The 15958-nt window shown below is 70.8% G+C and carries 17 protein-coding genes and 5 tRNA genes; 15 read left to right on the top strand and 7 right to left on the bottom strand.

Annotation, left to right across the window (positions count from 1 at the left end; all coding sequences use genetic code 11):
* Window positions 1-161: 161 nt before the first annotated feature.
* The 4 genes from AC3EQ1_RS11840 to AC3EQ1_RS11855 form a co-directional block, all read right to left on the bottom strand.
* Window positions 162-740: a GTP-binding protein gene (locus tag AC3EQ1_RS11840; RefSeq protein WP_388850729.1), complete on the bottom strand. Its 579-nt coding sequence runs from the start codon at window positions 738-740 to the stop codon at window positions 162-164.
* A complete protein-coding gene (locus AC3EQ1_RS11845; protein WP_351512515.1) occupies window positions 721-1128 on the bottom strand; it encodes a DUF742 domain-containing protein in 408 nt (135 codons plus the stop codon). Before AC3EQ1_RS11845 ends, AC3EQ1_RS11840 begins: the two co-directional genes overlap by 20 nt.
* A gap of 112 nt (window positions 1129-1240) precedes the next feature.
* Window positions 1241-1654, bottom strand: a complete 414-nt coding sequence (locus tag AC3EQ1_RS11850) for a roadblock/LC7 domain-containing protein (protein ID WP_098749732.1) — start codon at window positions 1652-1654, stop codon at window positions 1241-1243.
* Window positions 1655-1663: 9 nt separating this feature from the next.
* Window positions 1664-5239: a sensor histidine kinase gene (locus AC3EQ1_RS11855; protein WP_432094289.1), complete on the bottom strand. Its 3576-nt coding sequence runs from the start codon at window positions 5237-5239 to the stop codon at window positions 1664-1666.
* Between the two features lie 468 nt (window positions 5240-5707).
* Here AC3EQ1_RS11855 and AC3EQ1_RS11860 point away from each other — a divergent pair, with 468 nt between their 5' ends.
* The 3 genes from AC3EQ1_RS11860 to gltX all read left to right on the top strand — a co-directional run bounded on the left by AC3EQ1_RS11860 (window position 5708) and on the right by gltX (window position 8294).
* Window positions 5708-5893, top strand: a complete 186-nt coding sequence (locus tag AC3EQ1_RS11860; RefSeq protein WP_432094290.1) for a hypothetical protein — start codon at window positions 5708-5710, stop codon at window positions 5891-5893.
* Window positions 5894-6043: 150 nt separating this feature from the next.
* Window positions 6044-6826: a fumarylacetoacetate hydrolase family protein gene (locus tag AC3EQ1_RS11865; RefSeq protein WP_432094291.1), complete on the top strand. Its 783-nt coding sequence runs from the start codon at window positions 6044-6046 to the stop codon at window positions 6824-6826.
* Window positions 6819-8294 (top strand): glutamate--tRNA ligase, encoded by a 1476-nt coding sequence (gene gltX / locus AC3EQ1_RS11870; protein ID WP_432094292.1) that lies wholly within the window; start codon window positions 6819-6821, stop codon window positions 8292-8294. Before AC3EQ1_RS11865 ends, gltX begins: the two co-directional genes overlap by 8 nt.
* Window positions 8295-8361: 67 nt before the next feature.
* On the opposite strand, the gene AC3EQ1_RS11875 is transcribed toward gltX, so the two are convergent.
* Both AC3EQ1_RS11875 and AC3EQ1_RS11880 read right to left on the bottom strand, forming a co-directional pair.
* The gene (locus AC3EQ1_RS11875; protein WP_432094293.1) at window positions 8362-8688 is read right to left on the bottom strand and encodes a DUF397 domain-containing protein; all 327 of its coding nucleotides are present in this window, start codon (window positions 8686-8688) and stop codon (window positions 8362-8364) included.
* On the bottom strand, window positions 8685-9530 hold the full coding sequence (locus tag AC3EQ1_RS11880; RefSeq protein WP_432094364.1) for a helix-turn-helix domain-containing protein: 846 nt from the start codon (window positions 9528-9530) through the stop codon (window positions 8685-8687). Before AC3EQ1_RS11880 ends, AC3EQ1_RS11875 begins: the two co-directional genes overlap by 4 nt.
* 108 nt (window positions 9531-9638) lie before the next feature.
* On the opposite strand from AC3EQ1_RS11880, the gene AC3EQ1_RS11885 reads away from it, so the two are divergent.
* The 9 genes from AC3EQ1_RS11885 to AC3EQ1_RS11925 all read left to right on the top strand — a co-directional run bounded on the left by AC3EQ1_RS11885 (window position 9639) and on the right by AC3EQ1_RS11925 (window position 12215).
* Window positions 9639-10106 (top strand): ATP-binding protein, encoded by a 468-nt coding sequence (locus tag AC3EQ1_RS11885; RefSeq protein ID WP_432094294.1) that lies wholly within the window; start codon window positions 9639-9641, stop codon window positions 10104-10106.
* 39 nt (window positions 10107-10145) lie between these two features.
* Window positions 10146-10409, top strand: coding sequence for a hypothetical protein (locus tag AC3EQ1_RS11890; RefSeq protein ID WP_432094295.1), 264 nt, complete (start codon window positions 10146-10148; stop codon window positions 10407-10409).
* Window positions 10406-10777, top strand: a complete 372-nt coding sequence (locus tag AC3EQ1_RS11895) for a PIN domain-containing protein (protein ID WP_432094296.1) — start codon at window positions 10406-10408, stop codon at window positions 10775-10777. The genes AC3EQ1_RS11890 and AC3EQ1_RS11895 overlap by 4 nt, the downstream gene beginning before the upstream one ends.
* A 104-nt stretch (window positions 10778-10881) precedes the next feature.
* Window positions 10882-11601: an HAD family hydrolase gene (locus AC3EQ1_RS11900; RefSeq protein WP_432094297.1), complete on the top strand. Its 720-nt coding sequence runs from the start codon at window positions 10882-10884 to the stop codon at window positions 11599-11601.
* Between the two features lie 87 nt (window positions 11602-11688).
* Window positions 11689-11760 (top strand) — tRNA-Gln (locus tag AC3EQ1_RS11905).
* Window positions 11761-11801: 41 nt separating this feature from the next.
* Window positions 11802-11874: transfer RNA gene (locus tag AC3EQ1_RS11910), tRNA-Glu, on the top strand.
* Between the two features lie 67 nt (window positions 11875-11941).
* A tRNA-Glu gene (locus AC3EQ1_RS11915) sits at window positions 11942-12014 on the top strand.
* Between the two features lie 51 nt (window positions 12015-12065).
* Window positions 12066-12137: transfer RNA gene (locus tag AC3EQ1_RS11920), tRNA-Gln, on the top strand.
* 5 nt (window positions 12138-12142) lie between these two features.
* A tRNA-Glu gene (locus AC3EQ1_RS11925) sits at window positions 12143-12215 on the top strand.
* A 319-nt stretch (window positions 12216-12534) separates the two neighbouring features.
* Here the strand turns inward: AC3EQ1_RS11925 and ndgR are convergent.
* Window positions 12535-13251: an IclR family transcriptional regulator NdgR gene (gene ndgR / locus AC3EQ1_RS11930; RefSeq protein WP_351512496.1), complete on the bottom strand. Its 717-nt coding sequence runs from the start codon at window positions 13249-13251 to the stop codon at window positions 12535-12537.
* Between the two features lie 175 nt (window positions 13252-13426).
* Between ndgR and leuC the strand changes: the two genes are divergently transcribed.
* The 3 genes from leuC to AC3EQ1_RS11945 all read left to right on the top strand — a co-directional run bounded on the left by leuC (window position 13427) and on the right by AC3EQ1_RS11945 (window position 15816).
* Complete coding sequence (gene leuC / locus AC3EQ1_RS11935; RefSeq protein ID WP_351512494.1) at window positions 13427-14857, top strand: 3-isopropylmalate dehydratase large subunit; 1431 nt, start codon at window positions 13427-13429, stop codon at window positions 14855-14857.
* A 6-nt stretch (window positions 14858-14863) separates the two neighbouring features.
* On the top strand, window positions 14864-15472 hold the full coding sequence (leuD, locus tag AC3EQ1_RS11940) for a 3-isopropylmalate dehydratase small subunit (RefSeq protein ID WP_432094298.1): 609 nt from the start codon (window positions 14864-14866) through the stop codon (window positions 15470-15472).
* Window positions 15473-15588: 116 nt separating this feature from the next.
* Entirely contained in the window at window positions 15589-15816 is a 228-nt protein-coding gene (locus AC3EQ1_RS11945; protein WP_351512490.1) for an SCO5555 family protein, read from the top strand.
* Window positions 15817-15958 lie beyond the last annotated feature (142 nt).

Genomic DNA, 15958 nt, shown 5'->3' on the forward strand with positions numbered 1-15958 from the left:
GAGGTCCGGCAAATAGCAGGGTGATTGTGCGCACAGCGAAGCCAGCTGAATGCGTCGGGTGCCGATGCGCAGCCAATTCTCTGTCGAAACGTTATGAACACAGCAGCGGGCCGTGTCATAGGACACAGCCCGCCGATGGTTCAACTTCCGCTCCTCGTTACCTACTTGAGCCGTGCCATGAGGGCGTGCTCGACGAGGGTGATGAGCGCGCTCTTGGCGTCCGCGCGGTGGCGGGCGTCGGTGGTGATGATGGGCGCGTCGGGGCCGATCTGGAGGGCTTCCCGGACTTCCTCGGGAGCGTAGGGCTGGTGTCCGTCGAAGCCGTTGAGGGCGATGACGAAGGGAAGGCCCGAGTTCTCGAAGTAGTCGACGGCGGGGAAGCAGTCGGCGAGGCGGCGGGTGTCGACGAGGACGACGGCGCCGATGGCGCCGCGGACGAGGTCGTCCCACATGAACCAGAAGCGGTCCTGACCCGGAGTACCGAAGAGGTACAGGATCAGGTCCTGGTCCAGGGTGATACGGCCGAAGTCCATCGCCACCGTGGTGGTGGTCTTGTCCTGGACGTGGCTCAGATCGTCGATACCCGCGGACGCGGAGGTCATCACCGCTTCGGTACGGAGCGGGTTGATCTCCGAGACCGCGCCGACGAACGTGGTCTTGCCCACGCCGAAGCCGCCCGCCACCACGATCTTCGCGGAGGTGGTGGAGCGGGCTGCACCGCTAGAGCTTGCGAAGTCCACTGAGCACCCTTTCGAGCAGTGTCACATCCGGCGTGCCGCCGGCCTCGTCGCTGCCGCCCGGCTGGTGGATCGCCACCATGCCGGCCTCCGCCAGGTCGGCGACGAGGATGCGCGCCACGCCCAGCGGTATCGCCAGCAGCGCGGAGACCTCGGCCACGGACTTGACCTCGCGGCACAGATGGCAGATCCGCTGGTGCTCGGGGAGCAGCCCGCCCAGGTGGGCGGGATCAGCCGTGGTGCTGACCAGCGCCTCGATGGCCAGCTGGTAGCGCGGACGGGTCCGGCCGCCGGTCATGGCGTACGGCCGCACCAGCGGCTGATCGCCTTCACCCCCGTACGACGCCTCGTGCGAGGCACCGTACGGGCCGGGCGAGTGGGGCGGGGTCATGAATCGATTCCTCCGGGCTGGACAACAGGTGTCGTCTGGCGGGCCGGTGGGGGGAGGGCGATCGGCCGGACGTTGGTCATGCGTACGAGCTTGTATCGATGGGTCGGTTCGGTCAGTTCAGCAGGCTGCCCTGCAGCTCCGCGCGCAGATCCGGGGTGAGGACGCTGCCCGCCCGGTCGACCAGGAGAGCCATCTCGTAGCCCACCAGGCCGATGTCGCACTCGGGGTGTGCGAGCACGGCAAGCGAGGAACCGTCGGAAACGGACATGATGAAGAGGAACCCCCGCTCCATCTCCACCACTGTCTGATTGACCGAGCCACCTTCGAAGATACGCGAGGCTCCCGCGGTCAGTGACGTCAGCCCCGAGGCCACCGCCGCCAACTGGTCGGCACGGTCACGCGGAAAGCCTTCGGACATCGCCAGAAGGAGTCCGTCGGCGGAGACCACCACCGTGTGGGACACCCCCGGGGTGTTGTCCACGAAGTTGGTGATCAACCAGTTCAGATTTTGCGCCGCCTGGCTCATCGGACTCAACTAACGCTCCTGCTGGTAAGTGGGGCCGAAGCCTTGATTGTTACTGCCACGGGTGTCCTGACCGGTGGTCGTACCGGCCTGACGGCCCTGCTGGATGCCCCGTCGGAGGTTGGTCAGTCGGCCGCGCACGTCGTCGGGCGCACGCGAGACCTGCGGACCGCTGCGTTCCGGCTGCGACTGCGTGGCGGTGCCCGCGACCAGGTTCGCCCGCGGTACCCGGCGCGGCAGCCCGGAGGTGGTGACCCCGCCGGCCGCCGGCTGGCGGACCCGCTCGGCCTGCTTGCCGAGCTCGTCGTTGGGCGACACGCGCCAGGCTCCGCTGCCGCTGTCACCGCGGCCGGAATCGCTCCGGCCACTGTCCCCGCGGGCGGGCTCGTTGCGCGCCGGCGGCACCGCCGAGGCGGGCCGGCCCTGCGGAACGGGCGGTGCGGCGGGCGGTGCGGCGGGCACACCGGGCTGCTCGCCGCCGGGGCCGCGGAACCAGTCCGACTCCAGGGTGTCGAAGAGCGGCGTGCGGCCGTCGCCGGGACCGGCGGGCGACAGCGGCGCGTCCAGCTCGGACGACGGGAGCGCGTACTGGCCGGTCTCCTGCGGCTGCTGCGGCCGCTGCTGCTGTTGTGGCGCCGCCGGCGCCGGGCGCTGGAACTGCCCGGTGGACGCCGTCTCTTCGTGTCCCCGCGGGGTCTCCGCGGCGTCCTGGGGAGCCGCGGTCGGCCAGTCGTCGGCCGAGGCACCGGCGGCGCGGCGCGCCTCCCAGTTGGTTCCGGGCTGCTGCCCGCCCCGGGACCCGGCGCCCGCCGGGGAGCCTCCCGGCAGTTCGGCGGCCGGTCCGCGCGGCGGCAGCTGCGGGCGTTCGCCCTGCGGGCCGGAGGCCGGGCCACGGCCCTGCACGGGCGCACCGGACGGCGGCGCGACCGTCGGGCCGGCGTCCCCGCCGTGCGGCGGCAGCGCCGGACGGCGCCCGTCCTGCTGAGTCTCCCGCTGGGCCGGGGCGTTGCCGCGGGGCGGGGCTTCCTGGCGGTTCTCGGCGGCGTACCCGTTGCCCGGGCGCCCGGAGTCACCGGGACCGCGGCCCGGGGCGCTGCCCGCACCCGCGGGGGCGCCGGAGCGGCCCGCGGAGCCGAACGCGCCGGCCATGCCGCTGCCGCCGCCCGGACGGCCCGCCGGGTCGAAGCCCGGACCGTCGTTGCCGGGGCGGCCCTGGCCGCCGGGGCCCGCGGGGGCACCCGCGCCCGGACGGTTCGGGGCACCGCCGCCGGGACGGCCGCCCTGCCCGCCGGGGCCCGCCGGCCCGCCCTGGCCGCCGTCGCGCGCCGGGAGCGCCGGACGGGGACCGCCCGAGACCTGGCCGCGCGGCTGCATACCGGCGAGCCGGCTGCTGCCCTGACCGGAGTTGTTGGTGCCGCCCGAACCCCCGACGGGGGCCGGCGGCTTGTTGCCCTTGGCGCCGCCCTGGGCGACGTCCACGGGAAGCATGACCAGCGCGGTCGTACCGCCGGAGTCCGACGGCCGCAGCTGGATTCGGATGCCGTGCCGCAGGGACAGCCGGCCGACCACGAACAGACCCATCCGGCGGGACACCGAGACGTCCACGGTCGGCGGGCTGGCCAGCCGCTCGTTGATCGCCGAGAGGTCCTCGGGGGAGAGGCCGATACCGGTGTCGTGGATCTCGACCAGCACCCGCCCGTCGGGCAGGGCGTGACCGGTCACCTTGACCTTGGTCTGCGGCGAGGAGAACGAGGTGGCGTTCTCCAGCAGCTCGGCGAGCAGGTGCACGAGGTCGTTGACGACCCGGCCCGCGACCTCGGTGGTCGGGACCGAGCTCAGTTCGATCCGCTCGTACTGCTCCACCTCGGAGGCCGCGGCACGCAGCACGTCGACCAGCGGGACCGGGCGGGTCCACCGGCGGCCCGGCTCCTCGCCCGCGAGGACGAGGAGGTTCTCGCCGTTCCGGCGCATACGGGTCGCGAGGTGGTCCAGCTTGAACAGCGAGGACAGCTGGTCCGGGTCGGCCTCGCGGCTCTCCAGCTCGGAGATGAGCGAGAGCTGACGCTGGATGAGGCCCTGGCTGCGGCGCGAGAGGTTGGTGAACATCGCGTTGACGTTGCCCCGCAGCAGCGCCTGCTCGGCGGCGAGGCGGACGGCCTCGCGGTGCACGTCGTCGAAGGCCGCGGCCACCTGGCCGATCTCGTCCCGGCTGTGCACACCGACCGACTCGACGGAGGTGTCCACGTCCTGCGGGTCGGACTCGGAGAGCTGCTTGACGAGCTCCGGCAGCCGCTTCTGCGAGACGTCCTGCGCGGTGTCCTGGAGCCGGCGGAGCGAGCGCACCATGGAGCGCGCCACGACGAACGCGCCGACCAGCGAGACACCGAGGACCAGCAGGATCAGCGCACCGTTGATGATGGCTTCCTGCTGCGTCTCGGAGCGCAGCTCGCGGGCCTTGCCCTCCATCTCGGAGAGCAGCGTCTGCTCGATCCGGGACATCTCGTCGATCTTGGTGGTGTCCTGGTCGTACCAGTCCTTGTACGACCGCTTCTCGGCGGATATCGCGCCGTTGGTCTTCAGGACCCGCCCGGCGTAGGTGTCCGCCAGGATGATCTCGGAGTTGCCGCCGTCCTCCAGCGCCTGGAGCAGCTCCTGGGAGCTGGACTCACCGGAGTAGACCTGGATGAACTGTGCGAGCGAGGACTCCTCGCTCTGCTGCGAGGACTGGCCGTACAGCCGGTCGTTCGGGGACAGCTTCGGCTTCGGCTCGTGCGCCAGACCCGCGCTGATCACCGCGCGCTGCATGGAGGCGTACTCCTTGGCCAGCGAGAACGCGGCCAGCGCACGGGTGCTGCGGATCATCTCGCTGTTGCTGGTCGCCTGCGCCATGTCCTGGGAGAGCGAGAGCAGCGAGGTGATGAGCTCGTTGTAGTTGCTGACGGTCTGCGCGATGTAGTTCTCGTCGTCGTACGCGGTCGCGCGGATCGTCTTGATCTTCTCGAGCTGCTTGAGGATGTTGACCAGCGAGGAGTTGACGCCGACCAGTTCCTCGGAGTTCGAGGCCTCGATCTCCTGGGTCGCCTCGCGGAACGCCTGCTTCGCCCGGTCGGTCTTGATCCGCGGGTAGACGACGTCGTCGTTCTTGTCGTCGCCGCTGACCAGCGGTCCGGCCGAGTGGTCGCGCTCCTCCTGGAGCGCCGAGGCCAGCTCGGTCGCCTGCTTGGTCATGTCCGTCAGCAGCTTCATGTTCTCGAGCTGCTGGAGGTTGTCCATCGAGGTGTTGATCCGCAGCGCGCCCAGCGTGGTCGCCGCGACCACGGGGAGGGTCAGCAGGGCGACCAGGCGCGTGGAGATGCGCCAGTTGCGCAGCGCGACGCGGGAGCCCGGGCCGGACGGCATGGTCACATCCGGCGTGTCGGGGGCCTCTCCACCGCTCAGCGCACTCGGGCGCGTGGCGCGATCGGAGCCCGGGCCGTCCGGACCGGTTCCGGTGCCCTGGGCGCGCTGAGGCGAGGAGCCACGGTCGGTTCCACCGCGCGGCTCGGATTCCGCCGCAGCGCTGCCATCCCTCTTGAAACGTCCCTGCACTAGCGTCGCAACCTCTGGACCAGGCGCCCTCGCCGCGCGAGCGGCGGAGCGGTGTCGAGTCATGGGGACATTGGCCCCGGCGGTCCGTGGAATTCCAGCACAGTGGCGGATCTCCAACAAGGGCGGCGGGTCCGGCTGTGACGCGGGTGACGCTATGTGCGGACCGCACTACCGGACGTAGAAACTCATGTTGGTGATAACGGACTTCTCCGGACGAGTCGCGCACGTGGGGCGGGTGTTTACGTACCGGTAATCAAGAGCGGAACATTCGCTTCGGTGGCGCAATGTCCGTTTCAGGGCGCACGGATGACTGACCGTTATGCCTCATTTGACGGCGAGTTCGTGAGCAAACTCACACGCCCCTCCTGGCTTCTTCTTCGAATCTCCTGGGAAACGCGCGTCTAGCCTGACGCTTTACAGAGAAGTCCGAAACGCCGAACGACGAATGACAAGGCGAGGCAGAACCCGGTGAAGACCACGATGCTGTTCCGCAACATAGCCAACCCGCGCCGCACTACCCTGGCCCACCTCGACGACGCCGGGGAGCTGCGCACGGTCGACTCTGTCGCCGCCGATGAGCAGGTACCCACCGAGCTGCCCGCCGTGACCGCGAACCCGCGGCGCACCGTCCTGATGGACGCCCCGCAGTGCTGACCCCTCCCGGCGCGCACCCGGGCGGGCGCGAGCCCCGGCACGGAGCGCCGGGCCCGGTTCCCTTCGGGCGCCGCACCGGCCGCCGCGGCACCCCGCGATAGCCTGGAGTGTCAGTCTCCAGCAGTGATCAGTGAGGGGCAGCGGCTTCCCGTGCGCATCGCCAGGTTCTCCATCGACGGCAACGTCGCCTTCGGCGTCGTGGAAGGGGATCCCTCCGACGCGGAGGGTCCCGTTCTCGACATCATCAAAGGCCACCCCTTCGCCGAGTTCGAGCGCTCGGGGCAGCGGATCCCGCTGAACAAGGTCCGGCTGCTGCCGCCCGTCCTCCCCAACAAGGTCATCGGGATCGGCCGCAACTACGCCGAGCACGCCGCCGAACTGGGCCACGAGGTCCCCGAGGTACCGGTCGCCTTCTTCAAGCCGTCCACCGCGGTGACCGGCCCCGGCGACCCCGTCCCGTACCCGTCGTTCTCCGCCGAACTGCACCACGAGGCGGAGCTCGCCGTGGTCATCGGCCGGATGTGCCGCGAGGTCCCGCGCGAGCGCGTGCAGGACGTCGTCCTCGGCTACACCTGCGCCAACGACCTCACCGCCCGTGACGTCCAGCGGCGCGAGGACCAGTGGGCACGGGCCAAGGGCTTCGACGGCTCCTGCCCGCTCGGCCCCTGGGTGGAGACCGAGCTCGACCCGTCCGACCTCGGCATCATGTGCACCGTCAACGGCGAACAGCGCCAGCTCGGACGCACCGGCGACATGGTCCACTCGATCGCGGACCTGATCGTCCACATCACCGAGGCGATGACGCTGCTCCCCGGCGACGTCATCCTCACGGGCACCCCGGCAGGGGTCGGCCCGCTCAACGTCGGCGACGAGGTCGCCGTCACCATCGAAGGCATCGGCACTCTCACCAACAAGGTGATCAAGCGTGGCTAGCGCACCCGTACGCGTACGTTTCTGTCCCTCGCCGACCGGCAACCCCCACGTGGGCCTGGTCCGCACCGCCCTCTTCAACTGGGCCTTCGCCCGCCACCACGGCGGCACCCTGGTGTTCCGCATCGAGGACACCGACGCCGCCCGGGACTCCGAGGAGTCCTACGAGCAGCTGCTCGACGCGATGCGCTGGCTGGGCTTCGACTGGGACGAGGGCCCCGAGGCCGGCGGCCCCCACGAGCCGTACCGCCAGTCGCAGCGCATGGACATCTACGCGGACGTCGCCCGCCGCCTGCAGGAGGCCGGCCACGCGTACGAGTGCTACTGCACCACCGAGGAGCTGGAGCAGCGCCGCGAGGCCGCGCGCGCCGCGGGCAAGGCGTCCGGCTACGACGGGACGTGCCGCGAGCTGACCGCCGAGCAGGTCGACGCCCACCGGCGCGAGGGCCGCGAGCCGATCGTCCGCTTCCGGATGCCCGACGAGCCGGTCACCTTCACCGACCTGGTCCGCGGCGAGCTCACCTTCGCCCCGGAGAACGTGCCGGACTTCGGCATCGTCCGGGCCAACGGCGCCCCGCTCTACACCCTGGTCAACCCGGTCGACGACGCGCTGATGGAGATCACCCACGTGCTGCGCGGCGAGGACCTGCTGTCCTCCACCCCGCGGCAGATCGCCCTCTACCGCGCCCTCGCCGGGATCGGCGTCGGCAACGGCACCACCCCCGCGTTCGGCCACCTGCCGTACGTCATGGGGGAGGGCAACAAGAAGCTCTCCAAGCGTGACCCGCAGGCCTCGCTCAACCTCTACCGCGAGCGCGGCTTCGTCCCCGCCGGCCTGCTCAACTACCTCTCGCTGCTGGGCTGGTCGCTCTCCGCCGACCGGGACGTCTTCACCATCGACGAGATGGTCGCCGCCTTCGACATCGACGGCGTCAACGCCAACCCGGCCCGCTTCGACCTCAAGAAGGCCGAGGCGATCAACGCCGACCACATCCGGATGATGGACGTGGCGGACTTCGTCGCGGCCTGCGAGCCGTGGCTGAAGGCCCCGCACGCCCCCTGGGCGCCCGAGGCGTTCGACGCCAAGGCCTTCGGGGAGCTGGCCCCGCTGGCCCAGACCCGGCTGACCGTCCTCTCCGACATCACGGCCAACGTCGACTTCCTCTTCCTGGACGAGCCCGTCGAGGACGAGGCGTCCTGGACCAAGGCCATGAAGCCGGGCGCCGACGCCCTGCTGAAGACCGCCCGGGAGAAGCTGGCCGACGCCGACTGGAACGCCGAAGCGCTCAAGCAGGCCGTCATCACCGCAGGTGAGGAGCACGGTCTCAAGCTCGGCAAGGCTCAGGCCCCGGTCCGCGTCGCGGTCACCGGCCGTACGGTCGGCCTGCCGCTGTTCGAGTCCCTGGAGGTCCTGGGGCGCGAGCGCACCCTGGCCCGGGTGGACGCGGCCCTGGCGAAGCTCGCCGCGTAACCGCACCGCCGCTCACGCGAGAGGCCCGGAAGCCGACGGCTTCCGGGCCTCTCGCATCCACCCTGGATTACGGCTTGCTGTGCCGGGCGTACTCGACAAACGCCGACCAGGCGTCCGGGGCGAAGCACAGAACCCCGCCGTCGGGGTCCTTGGAGTCCCGGACGTGCACGGCGGCGGGGGCGGCGGCTACCTCGACGCAATCGCCGCCTTCGCCACCACTGTGGCTGCTCTTGGCCCACGCGGCGGCGACCTCGACACAGTTGCCGCCTGCGCCACCGCTGTAGCTGCTCTTGACCCACTCAGCGGCAATCTCGACGCACTCGCCGCCCGCTCCGCCGCTGTAGCTGCTCTTGAACCAGGCGAGCGGACGGCCGATGGACTGCTCGTTCTTCATAGCTCTCCTTGCAGCAACTTCTCGATGTGGCACAGGGATTCGCGTGGGGACAGTGCCTGAGCCCGCAGGATTCCATACCGCACCGCGAACCCGCGTACGGTTTCCCGGTCAGTGATCACCCGTCCGCTGCCTTGGCTCTCCAGGTAGCCCACCTGCTCCTCGCTCTTCGGAGTCATCAGGGTGAACGGGCCGTCCACACCCGCGTGATCGGTCACTCGGGTCGGCATCACCTGGATCTCGACATTCGGGTTGTCCCCGACAAGCAGCAGCTGTTCCAGTTGCCCCCGCAGCACCTGCACCCCGCCGAATGGTCGCTGGAGCGCTGCTTCCTCGATCACAAAACTGAGCGTGGGTGCGGGTTTGCGGTCAAAGAGCGCATGACGGGCCAGCCGAGCCAACACCATCTGCTCGATCTCCGCGTCGGCGCGCCGAGGGCGACGCACAGTGAACATCGTCCGTGCGTAGTCCTCGGTCTGGAGCATGCCCGGAACAACCAGAGGCGCGTACTGATGGAACTCGACGGCCTCCTCCTCGATCCGCGCCGCATCCCGGAAGAACGCCGGATACCGGGCCCGGCTCACCTCCTTCTTCCTCGCGAGCAGCACCCCGCCCGCGTCCAGTACCTCGTCCGCCAGCTCGATCAGCTCAGGCCGGGCGATCCGGCGGCCCTGTTCCACCGCCGCGATCAGCGCCTCTCCGTACCCCAGCCGCTGGCCCGCCTCGGCCTGGGTGAGCCCGGCCTTCTCCCGGAAGATCTTGAACTGGCGGCCGAAGGACCGCAGCAGCTCATCGGCCGGGTCCTCACGCTGCCCCGCCCCGGCCTGCTCCGGAATCCGTGTCATCAGCGTCCCCTTTCGGTGCCCGACAGCGGGCGGCCCCCGCTGGACAGCCACGCTGTGTGAGGGTGTCGTCACTGGTGACGCTAGGTGTCTCCGGCCAGGCTCGGGGGCATGACCACCCGATCTCCCTCGTCCGAGTGCGTCCCCGACGCAGCGGGCGCCGAATTCCCCACACCCTCACACCACTTCGCCATGTCCTTCACCTCCACGCCCCGTGGCGCGCGCCTGGCGCGACGGCTCGCGGCGCAGCGGCTGGACGACTGGGGGTATCCGCACGGCACCCGGCTGAACGACGCCGTGACCCTGATCGCCGCCGAGCTCACCGGCAACGCCGTCCGGCACGGCCACGTCCCCGGCCGCGACTTCCGGCTCGTCCTCACGGCCGGCCCGGAGTGCGTACGGATCGAGGTGAGCGACGCGCGCGGCGACCGCCTGCCGCCCACCGAGGTGTCCGAGCCCGGCCCGGAGGCGGAGTCCGGCCGCGGACTGTGGCTGGTCTCCCGGCTGGCGGCCCGCTGGGAGGTCGTCCCCCGCCCGGGAGCCCCGGGCAAGACGGTCCGCGCCGAGGTGATCCCGTAACCCGCCGGTCAGGGGTGTATTCAGTTGTATTCTCGCGCCATGGCGGACACGACGATAAAGATCTCCGAGGAAGTCCGGGACCGGCTGCGGCTGCTCGCGGAGGAGCGCGGGCTGAGCACGCGCGCCTTGGTCGAGCGCCTGGCCGAGACGACGCCGACGGAGGCCGAGCGCACCGAACGCACCGCCCGCGGCATCGCCTACCTCCGGGCCCATCTGGGAGTCGGGCTCACCGACGAGGATCTGAGCGAGGGCGAGGCGTGGCGGAACGCCATCGCGGAGGGCCGCGTCGGGAGGCAGCGGTGATCATCCTCGACCACACCGCCGCCATCGCTCTGTGCAAGGGGCACCGGTTGCTCGCGGGCATCGCCGTGGTCGAGGTCGACGATCCGGCGAAGCGGGCGCACGTTCCCGCTCTCTGCCTGGTCGCCGCGGGGCTGGAACTGCCGGGTATCGCGGCGCATGTCGGCGCGCTGCCCGGCCTGGAGTTCCTGCCGCTCGACTTCGCCGCGGCCACGGCCGTCGAGCAGGCGGTGTCCGCCGGTGCGGACTGGGCCTTCGCGCACGCGATGTACGCCGCCGTCGCGGACCCGGCCGGCGGGCAGGTGCTGACCGCCGTTCCCGAGGCCTACGACGGCACGGGGGCGTGGACGGTCGAGATCGGCAACCCCTGAGCCCCGGGCCGGGGGTTCACCCCGGCGGCGCGCACGGGACCGTACGGAACGCGCACCCTCGCGGGCCGTACGGCCGGCCGCCCGCTCGCGGTAGCGTCGGCCGCATGGCGATCCGTGCGGTGCTCTGGGACATCGACGACACCCTCTTCGACTACACGGGATCCGACCGGACCGGTGTGCTCCGGCACCTGGCGGCCGAGGGTCTGCTCACCGCCCGGGAGAGCGAGGAGGACGCCCTGCGGCTCTGGGGCGAGGCCATGGAGAGCGCGTTCGGCCGCTTCCTCGCCGGGGAGCTCGGTTTTCCGGAGCACCGCCGCGAGCGGGCCCGGGGCTTCCTGGGCGAACCGCTGTCGGACGACGAGGCCGACGCCTGGTTCGGCCGGTACATCGCCCACTACGAGGCGGCCTGGACGCTGTTCCCCGACACCCTCCCCGCGCTCGACGCCCTGGCCGACGGCTACCGGCACGGCGTCCTCTCCAACTCCAGCCTCCCCAACCAGGACCGCAAGCTGCGGATCCTCGGACTCCGCGACCGCTTCGAGGTGCTGCTCTGCGCCGACGAACTGGGCTGCGCCAAGCCCGCGGCCGAGGCGTTCCTCGCGGGCTGTGACGCGCTCGGCCTGCCCCCGGAGCAGGTGGCGTACGTGGGTGACCGGGCCGATGTCGACGCCCGCGGGGCCACCGAGGCCGGGCTCCTGGGCATCTGGCTGGACCGCGCGGACACCGGCGACGCGAGCGGGCTCCCGAGGATCACCGGCCTCGCTCAGCTCCCCGCGCTGCTCCGTGGCGATACGCGTTTTGGAGCGCCGTCCACCATCGGGTAATGTTCTTCCTGCGCCGCCCGAGCGGGCCGAAAAGGCCGGACCGGGAAGCGTAACCCAAACAAAGCCCCCCAGGGGGTTGCGTTTTGGTGGGGTATGGTGTAATTGGCAGCACGAGTGATTCTGGTTCACTTAGTCTAGGTTCGAGTCCTGGTACCCCAGCGAGAGATACGCCCAGCGAATCTCTTGATCAGCAGTGCTGAGCCCCCGTTGTGTAGCGGCCTAGCACGCCGCCCTCTCAAGGCGGTAGCGCCGGTTCGAATCCGGTCGGGGGTACAGATCCTTTCCTTCCGTCACCATCCGGGTCGCTCCCGGAGGCGGCGACGAGACAAGGATCGCCAGGGCCCCCGTTGTGTAGCGGCCTAGCACGCCGCCCTCTCAAGGCGGTAGCGCCGGTTCGAATCCGGTCGGGGGTACAGGTACGTGGGAGCCTCCCGCATCATTGTGGGAGGCTTTTGCGCGCCCCATGGGGTATGGGGTAATTGGCAGCCCGGCTGATTCTGGTTCAGTTAGTCTAGGTTCGAGTCCTGGTACCCCAGCTCAAGCCCCCGTTGTGTAGCGGCCTAGCACGCCGCCCTCTCAAGGCGGTAGCGCCGGTTCGAATCCGGTCGGGGGTACGCAACGAAAGCCCCTCCTCGCGGAGGGGCTTTCGCGTGTCCGGGGGCGGTTCCGGCGGATCTCCCGGGCGGGCCGGCTGCCGTACCGCTGGGTATCACGGACCGGGGCGGTCGAGGACCGGGGCGCCGGCCGGTCGGCTCGTGGAGGGCAGCTCGTGGACGGCGGCGCGCTCGTGGAGGACGGCGCGAACGTGGAGGACGGCGCGAACGGGCACCCCTGGGCAGCCCTCGGCCCCGCCGGTGAGGTTTCCGCCGGTCATCGCGCCCCGGCGCGGCCCGGACCCCGTAGTGCGGCCCGGCCGCGGCGCGGCCGGACGCCTCAGCCCGAGCGGCGCAGGGCCTCGCTCAGCCGGCCCGCCGCGTCGATCACGGCCTGGGCGTGCATCCGGCCCGGGTGCCGGGTCAGCCGCTCGATCGGTCCGGAGACCGACACGGAGGCCACCACGCGGTTCGACGGCCCGCGCACCGGCGCGGAGACCGAGGCCACGCCCGGCTCCCGCTCGCCGATCGACTGGGCCCAGCCCCGCCGCCGTACGCCGGAGAGCGCCGTCGCGGTGAACCGGGCACCCTGCAGACCCCGGTGCAGCCGCTCCGGCTCCTCCCAGGCCATCAGGATCTGGGCCGCCGACCCGGCCTTCATCGGCAGGGTGGAGCCGACCGGCACGGTGTCCCGCAGTCCGGACAGCCGCTCGGCCGCCGCCACACAGATGCGCATGTCGCCCTGGCGCCGGTAGAGCTGCGCGCTCTCACCGGTCACGTCCCGCAGGTGGGTGAGGACCGGTCCGGCCGTGGCGAGCAGCCGGTCCTCGCCCGCCGCCGCGGCCAGCTCGGCCAGGCGCGGGCCCAGGATGAACCGGCCCTGCATGTCCCTGGCCACGATCCGGTGATGTTCCAGTGCCACCGCGAGCCGGTGGGCCGTGGGGCGCGCGAGACCGGTCGCCGCGACCAGCCCGGCGAGGGTGGCCGGACCGGACTCCAGAGCGCTCAGTACCAGCGCTGCCTTGTCGAGAACGCCGACGCCGCTAGAGTTGTCCATGCAACGATATTCGCGTCTCACTCTGTGAAACGCAAGTTCAATTTTCTGCGGAACCCGTCACTCTGGGAATGGCGGGCCGTGGACCACGACCCGTACGCCCCACCCGGCACTGGGGGTTCGGGCGGGGCACAGGGAATCGAGCGGGGCCGGCAATGCGGCCGGCCGGAGGGAAGCGATGGGACGGACACTGGCGGAGAAGGTCTGGGACGACCATGTCGTCCGGCGCGCCGAGGGCGAGCCCGACCTCCTCTTCATCGATCTGCACCTGCTGCACGAGGTGACCAGCCCGCAGGCTTTCGACGGCCTCCGGAAGAACGGTCGCCGGGTGCGCCGCACCGACCTCACCATCGCCACCGAGGACCACAACACCCCCACCCTCGACATCGACAAGCCGATCGCCGACCCGGTCTCCCGTACTCAGTTGGAGACGCTGCGTAAGAACTGCGCGGACTTCGGTGTACGGCTGCATCCGCTGGGCGACGTCGAGCAGGGTGTCGTCCACGTCGTGGGACCGCAGCTGGGGCTGACCCAGCCGGGCACCACGGTGGTCTGCGGCGACAGCCACACCTCCACGCACGGCGCGTTCGGCGCGCTGGCCTTCGGTATCGGGACCAGCCAGGTCGAGCACGTGCTGGCCACCCAGACGCTGCCGCTGGCCCCCTTCAAAACCATGGCGATCACCGTGGAGGGCGAGCTCCCCGACGGCGTCACCGCCAAGGACCTCATCCTGGCGATCATCGCCCGCATCGGGACCGGCGGCGGCCAGGGCTACGTCCTGGAGTACCGCGGCTCCGCCATCGAGAAGCTCTCGATGGAATCCCGGATGACCATCTGCAACATGTCGATCGAGGCCGGCGCCCGGGCGGGCATGATCGCCCCGGACGGGACCACCTTCGACTACCTGCGCGGCCGCGACCACGCCCCGCAGGGGGAGGACTGGGACGCCGCCGTCGCGTACTGGAAGACGCTGCGCTCCGACGAGGACGCCGTCTTCGACCACGAGGTCGTCATCGACGCCACCGAGCTGGCGCCGTTCGTCACCTGGGGCACCAACCCGGGCCAGGGCGCGCCGCTGTCGGCCGCGGTGCCCGACCCGGCTTCGTACGAGGACGCCTCGGAGCGCTACGCCGCCGAAAAGGCCCTGGACTACATGGGGTTGACGGCCGGTCAGCCGCTGCGCGAGATCTCCGTGGACACCGTGTTCGTGGGCTCCTGCACCAACGGGCGGATCGAGGACCTGCGCTCCGCCGCCTCGATCCTCGACGGTCGCCAGGTCGCCGAGGGCGTCCGGATGTTGGTCGTCCCCGGCTCGGTGCGGGTCGCGCTGCAGGCCGTCGAGGAGGGGCTGGACAAGGTGTTCACCGCGGCCGGCGCCGAATGGCGGCACGCGGGCTGCTCCATGTGCCTGGGCATGAACCCGGACCAGCTGGCACCGGGGGAGCGCTCCGCCTCCACCTCCAACCGGAACTTCGAGGGGCGGCAGGGCAAGGGCGGCCGCACCCATCTGGTCTCCCCGCAGGTCGCCGCCGCCACCGCGGTCCTGGGGCACCTCGCCTCCCCGGCCGATCTGTCCGACGTCGCCGCAACCGTTCCCGTGGGGGCCTGAGAAACCATGGAAGCTTTCACCACGCACACCGGCCGGGCCGTCCCGCTGCGCCGCAGCAATGTCGACACCGACCAGATCATCCCCGCCCACTGGCTGAAGAAGGTCACCCGGGACGGCTTCGAGGACGGGCTGTTCGAGGCCTGGCGCAAGGACCCCGGGTTCGTGCTGAACCGGCCCGAGCGGCAGGGGGCGTCCGTGCTGGTCGCGGGCCCCGACTTCGGCACCGGCTCCTCCCGTGAACACGCCGTCTGGGCGCTGCAGAACTTCGGCTTCAAGGCCGTCGTCTCGTCCCGCTTCGCGGACATCTTCCGCGGCAACTCGCTCAAGAACGGCCTGCTCACCGTGCTGCTGCCGCAGGAGACGGTGGACCGGCTGTGGGAGCTGACCGAGGCCGACCCGGCGGTCGAGATCACCGTCGACCTGGTCGAACGCCAGGTCCGCGCGCCGCGCCCCGACGGCTCCGTGCTGACCGCGGAGTTCGAACTGGACGAGAACGCCCGCTGGCGGCTGCTGGAGGGACTGGACGACATCAGCCTCACCCTGAAGAACGAGGCCGACATCGCCGCCTACGAGGCCGCGCGGCCCGCGTTCAAGCCCCGCACGGTGGTGGTCTGATCCGCCTGGCACCCCCCGGAGCGCCCCCTGTCGACCGACAGGGGGCGCTCCGGCGTTCCGGGACACTGTTGGGGCCCCATCAAGCGACAACTCGCCGCAGATGGCACAATCGGTGCATGGAACGCGACAGCCAACTCGAGCTCTACGAGGCCGTCGCCGCCCGACTCAAGGAAGCGCACAGCAGGGTGCGCTCGCTGCAAGTCCCGGAGGGCGTACGGATGGCGCTGTCCCGGAAGCTGCTGGTCATCACGGCGGGGGCGAAGCATGATCTCGCCCGAGCGGCAAGCCGTCTGGACCGGTTCATGAAGGACCTCGACGAAGGTCGTTTCCCCGAAGGCGGCTGAGGCCGACGGAACTCCGTGCCGGTCGAGTTCGTTGCGGCACAAGGGTGATTAGCCCGTTTCGTGTTTGATTTGCGGTATATATCTGCCTAACGTGCGAAAAAGCTTGAACACTTTCGTTCCGGCAATGTCTCCGAAGGGGAAG

The sequence above is a fragment of the Streptomyces sp. bgisy100 genome, from assembly GCF_057709105.1.

Coding starts and splice junctions, on each gene's coding strand:
- AC3EQ1_RS11845 (WP_351512515.1), bottom strand. CDS start 1,128: ATGACCCCGCCCCACTCGCCCGGCCCGTACGGTGCCTCGCACGAGGCG.
- AC3EQ1_RS11850 (WP_098749732.1), bottom strand. CDS start 1,654: ATGAGCCAGGCGGCGCAAAATCTGAACTGGTTGATCACCAACTTCGTG.
- AC3EQ1_RS11875 (WP_432094293.1), bottom strand. CDS start 8,688: ATGAAGAACGAGCAGTCCATCGGCCGTCCGCTCGCCTGGTTCAAGAGC.
- AC3EQ1_RS11880 (WP_432094364.1), bottom strand. CDS start 9,530: ATGACACGGATTCCGGAGCAGGCCGGGGCGGGGCAGCGTGAGGACCCG.
- AC3EQ1_RS11885 (WP_432094294.1), top strand. CDS start 9,639: ATGACCACCCGATCTCCCTCGTCCGAGTGCGTCCCCGACGCAGCGGGC.
- AC3EQ1_RS11890 (WP_432094295.1), top strand. CDS start 10,146: ATGGCGGACACGACGATAAAGATCTCCGAGGAAGTCCGGGACCGGCTG.
- AC3EQ1_RS11900 (WP_432094297.1), top strand. CDS start 10,882: ATGGCGATCCGTGCGGTGCTCTGGGACATCGACGACACCCTCTTCGAC.
- ndgR (WP_351512496.1), bottom strand. CDS start 13,251: ATGGACAACTCTAGCGGCGTCGGCGTTCTCGACAAGGCAGCGCTGGTA.
- leuC (WP_351512494.1), top strand. CDS start 13,427: ATGGGACGGACACTGGCGGAGAAGGTCTGGGACGACCATGTCGTCCGG.
- leuD (WP_432094298.1), top strand. CDS start 14,864: ATGGAAGCTTTCACCACGCACACCGGCCGGGCCGTCCCGCTGCGCCGC.
- AC3EQ1_RS11945 (WP_351512490.1), top strand. CDS start 15,589: ATGGAACGCGACAGCCAACTCGAGCTCTACGAGGCCGTCGCCGCCCGA.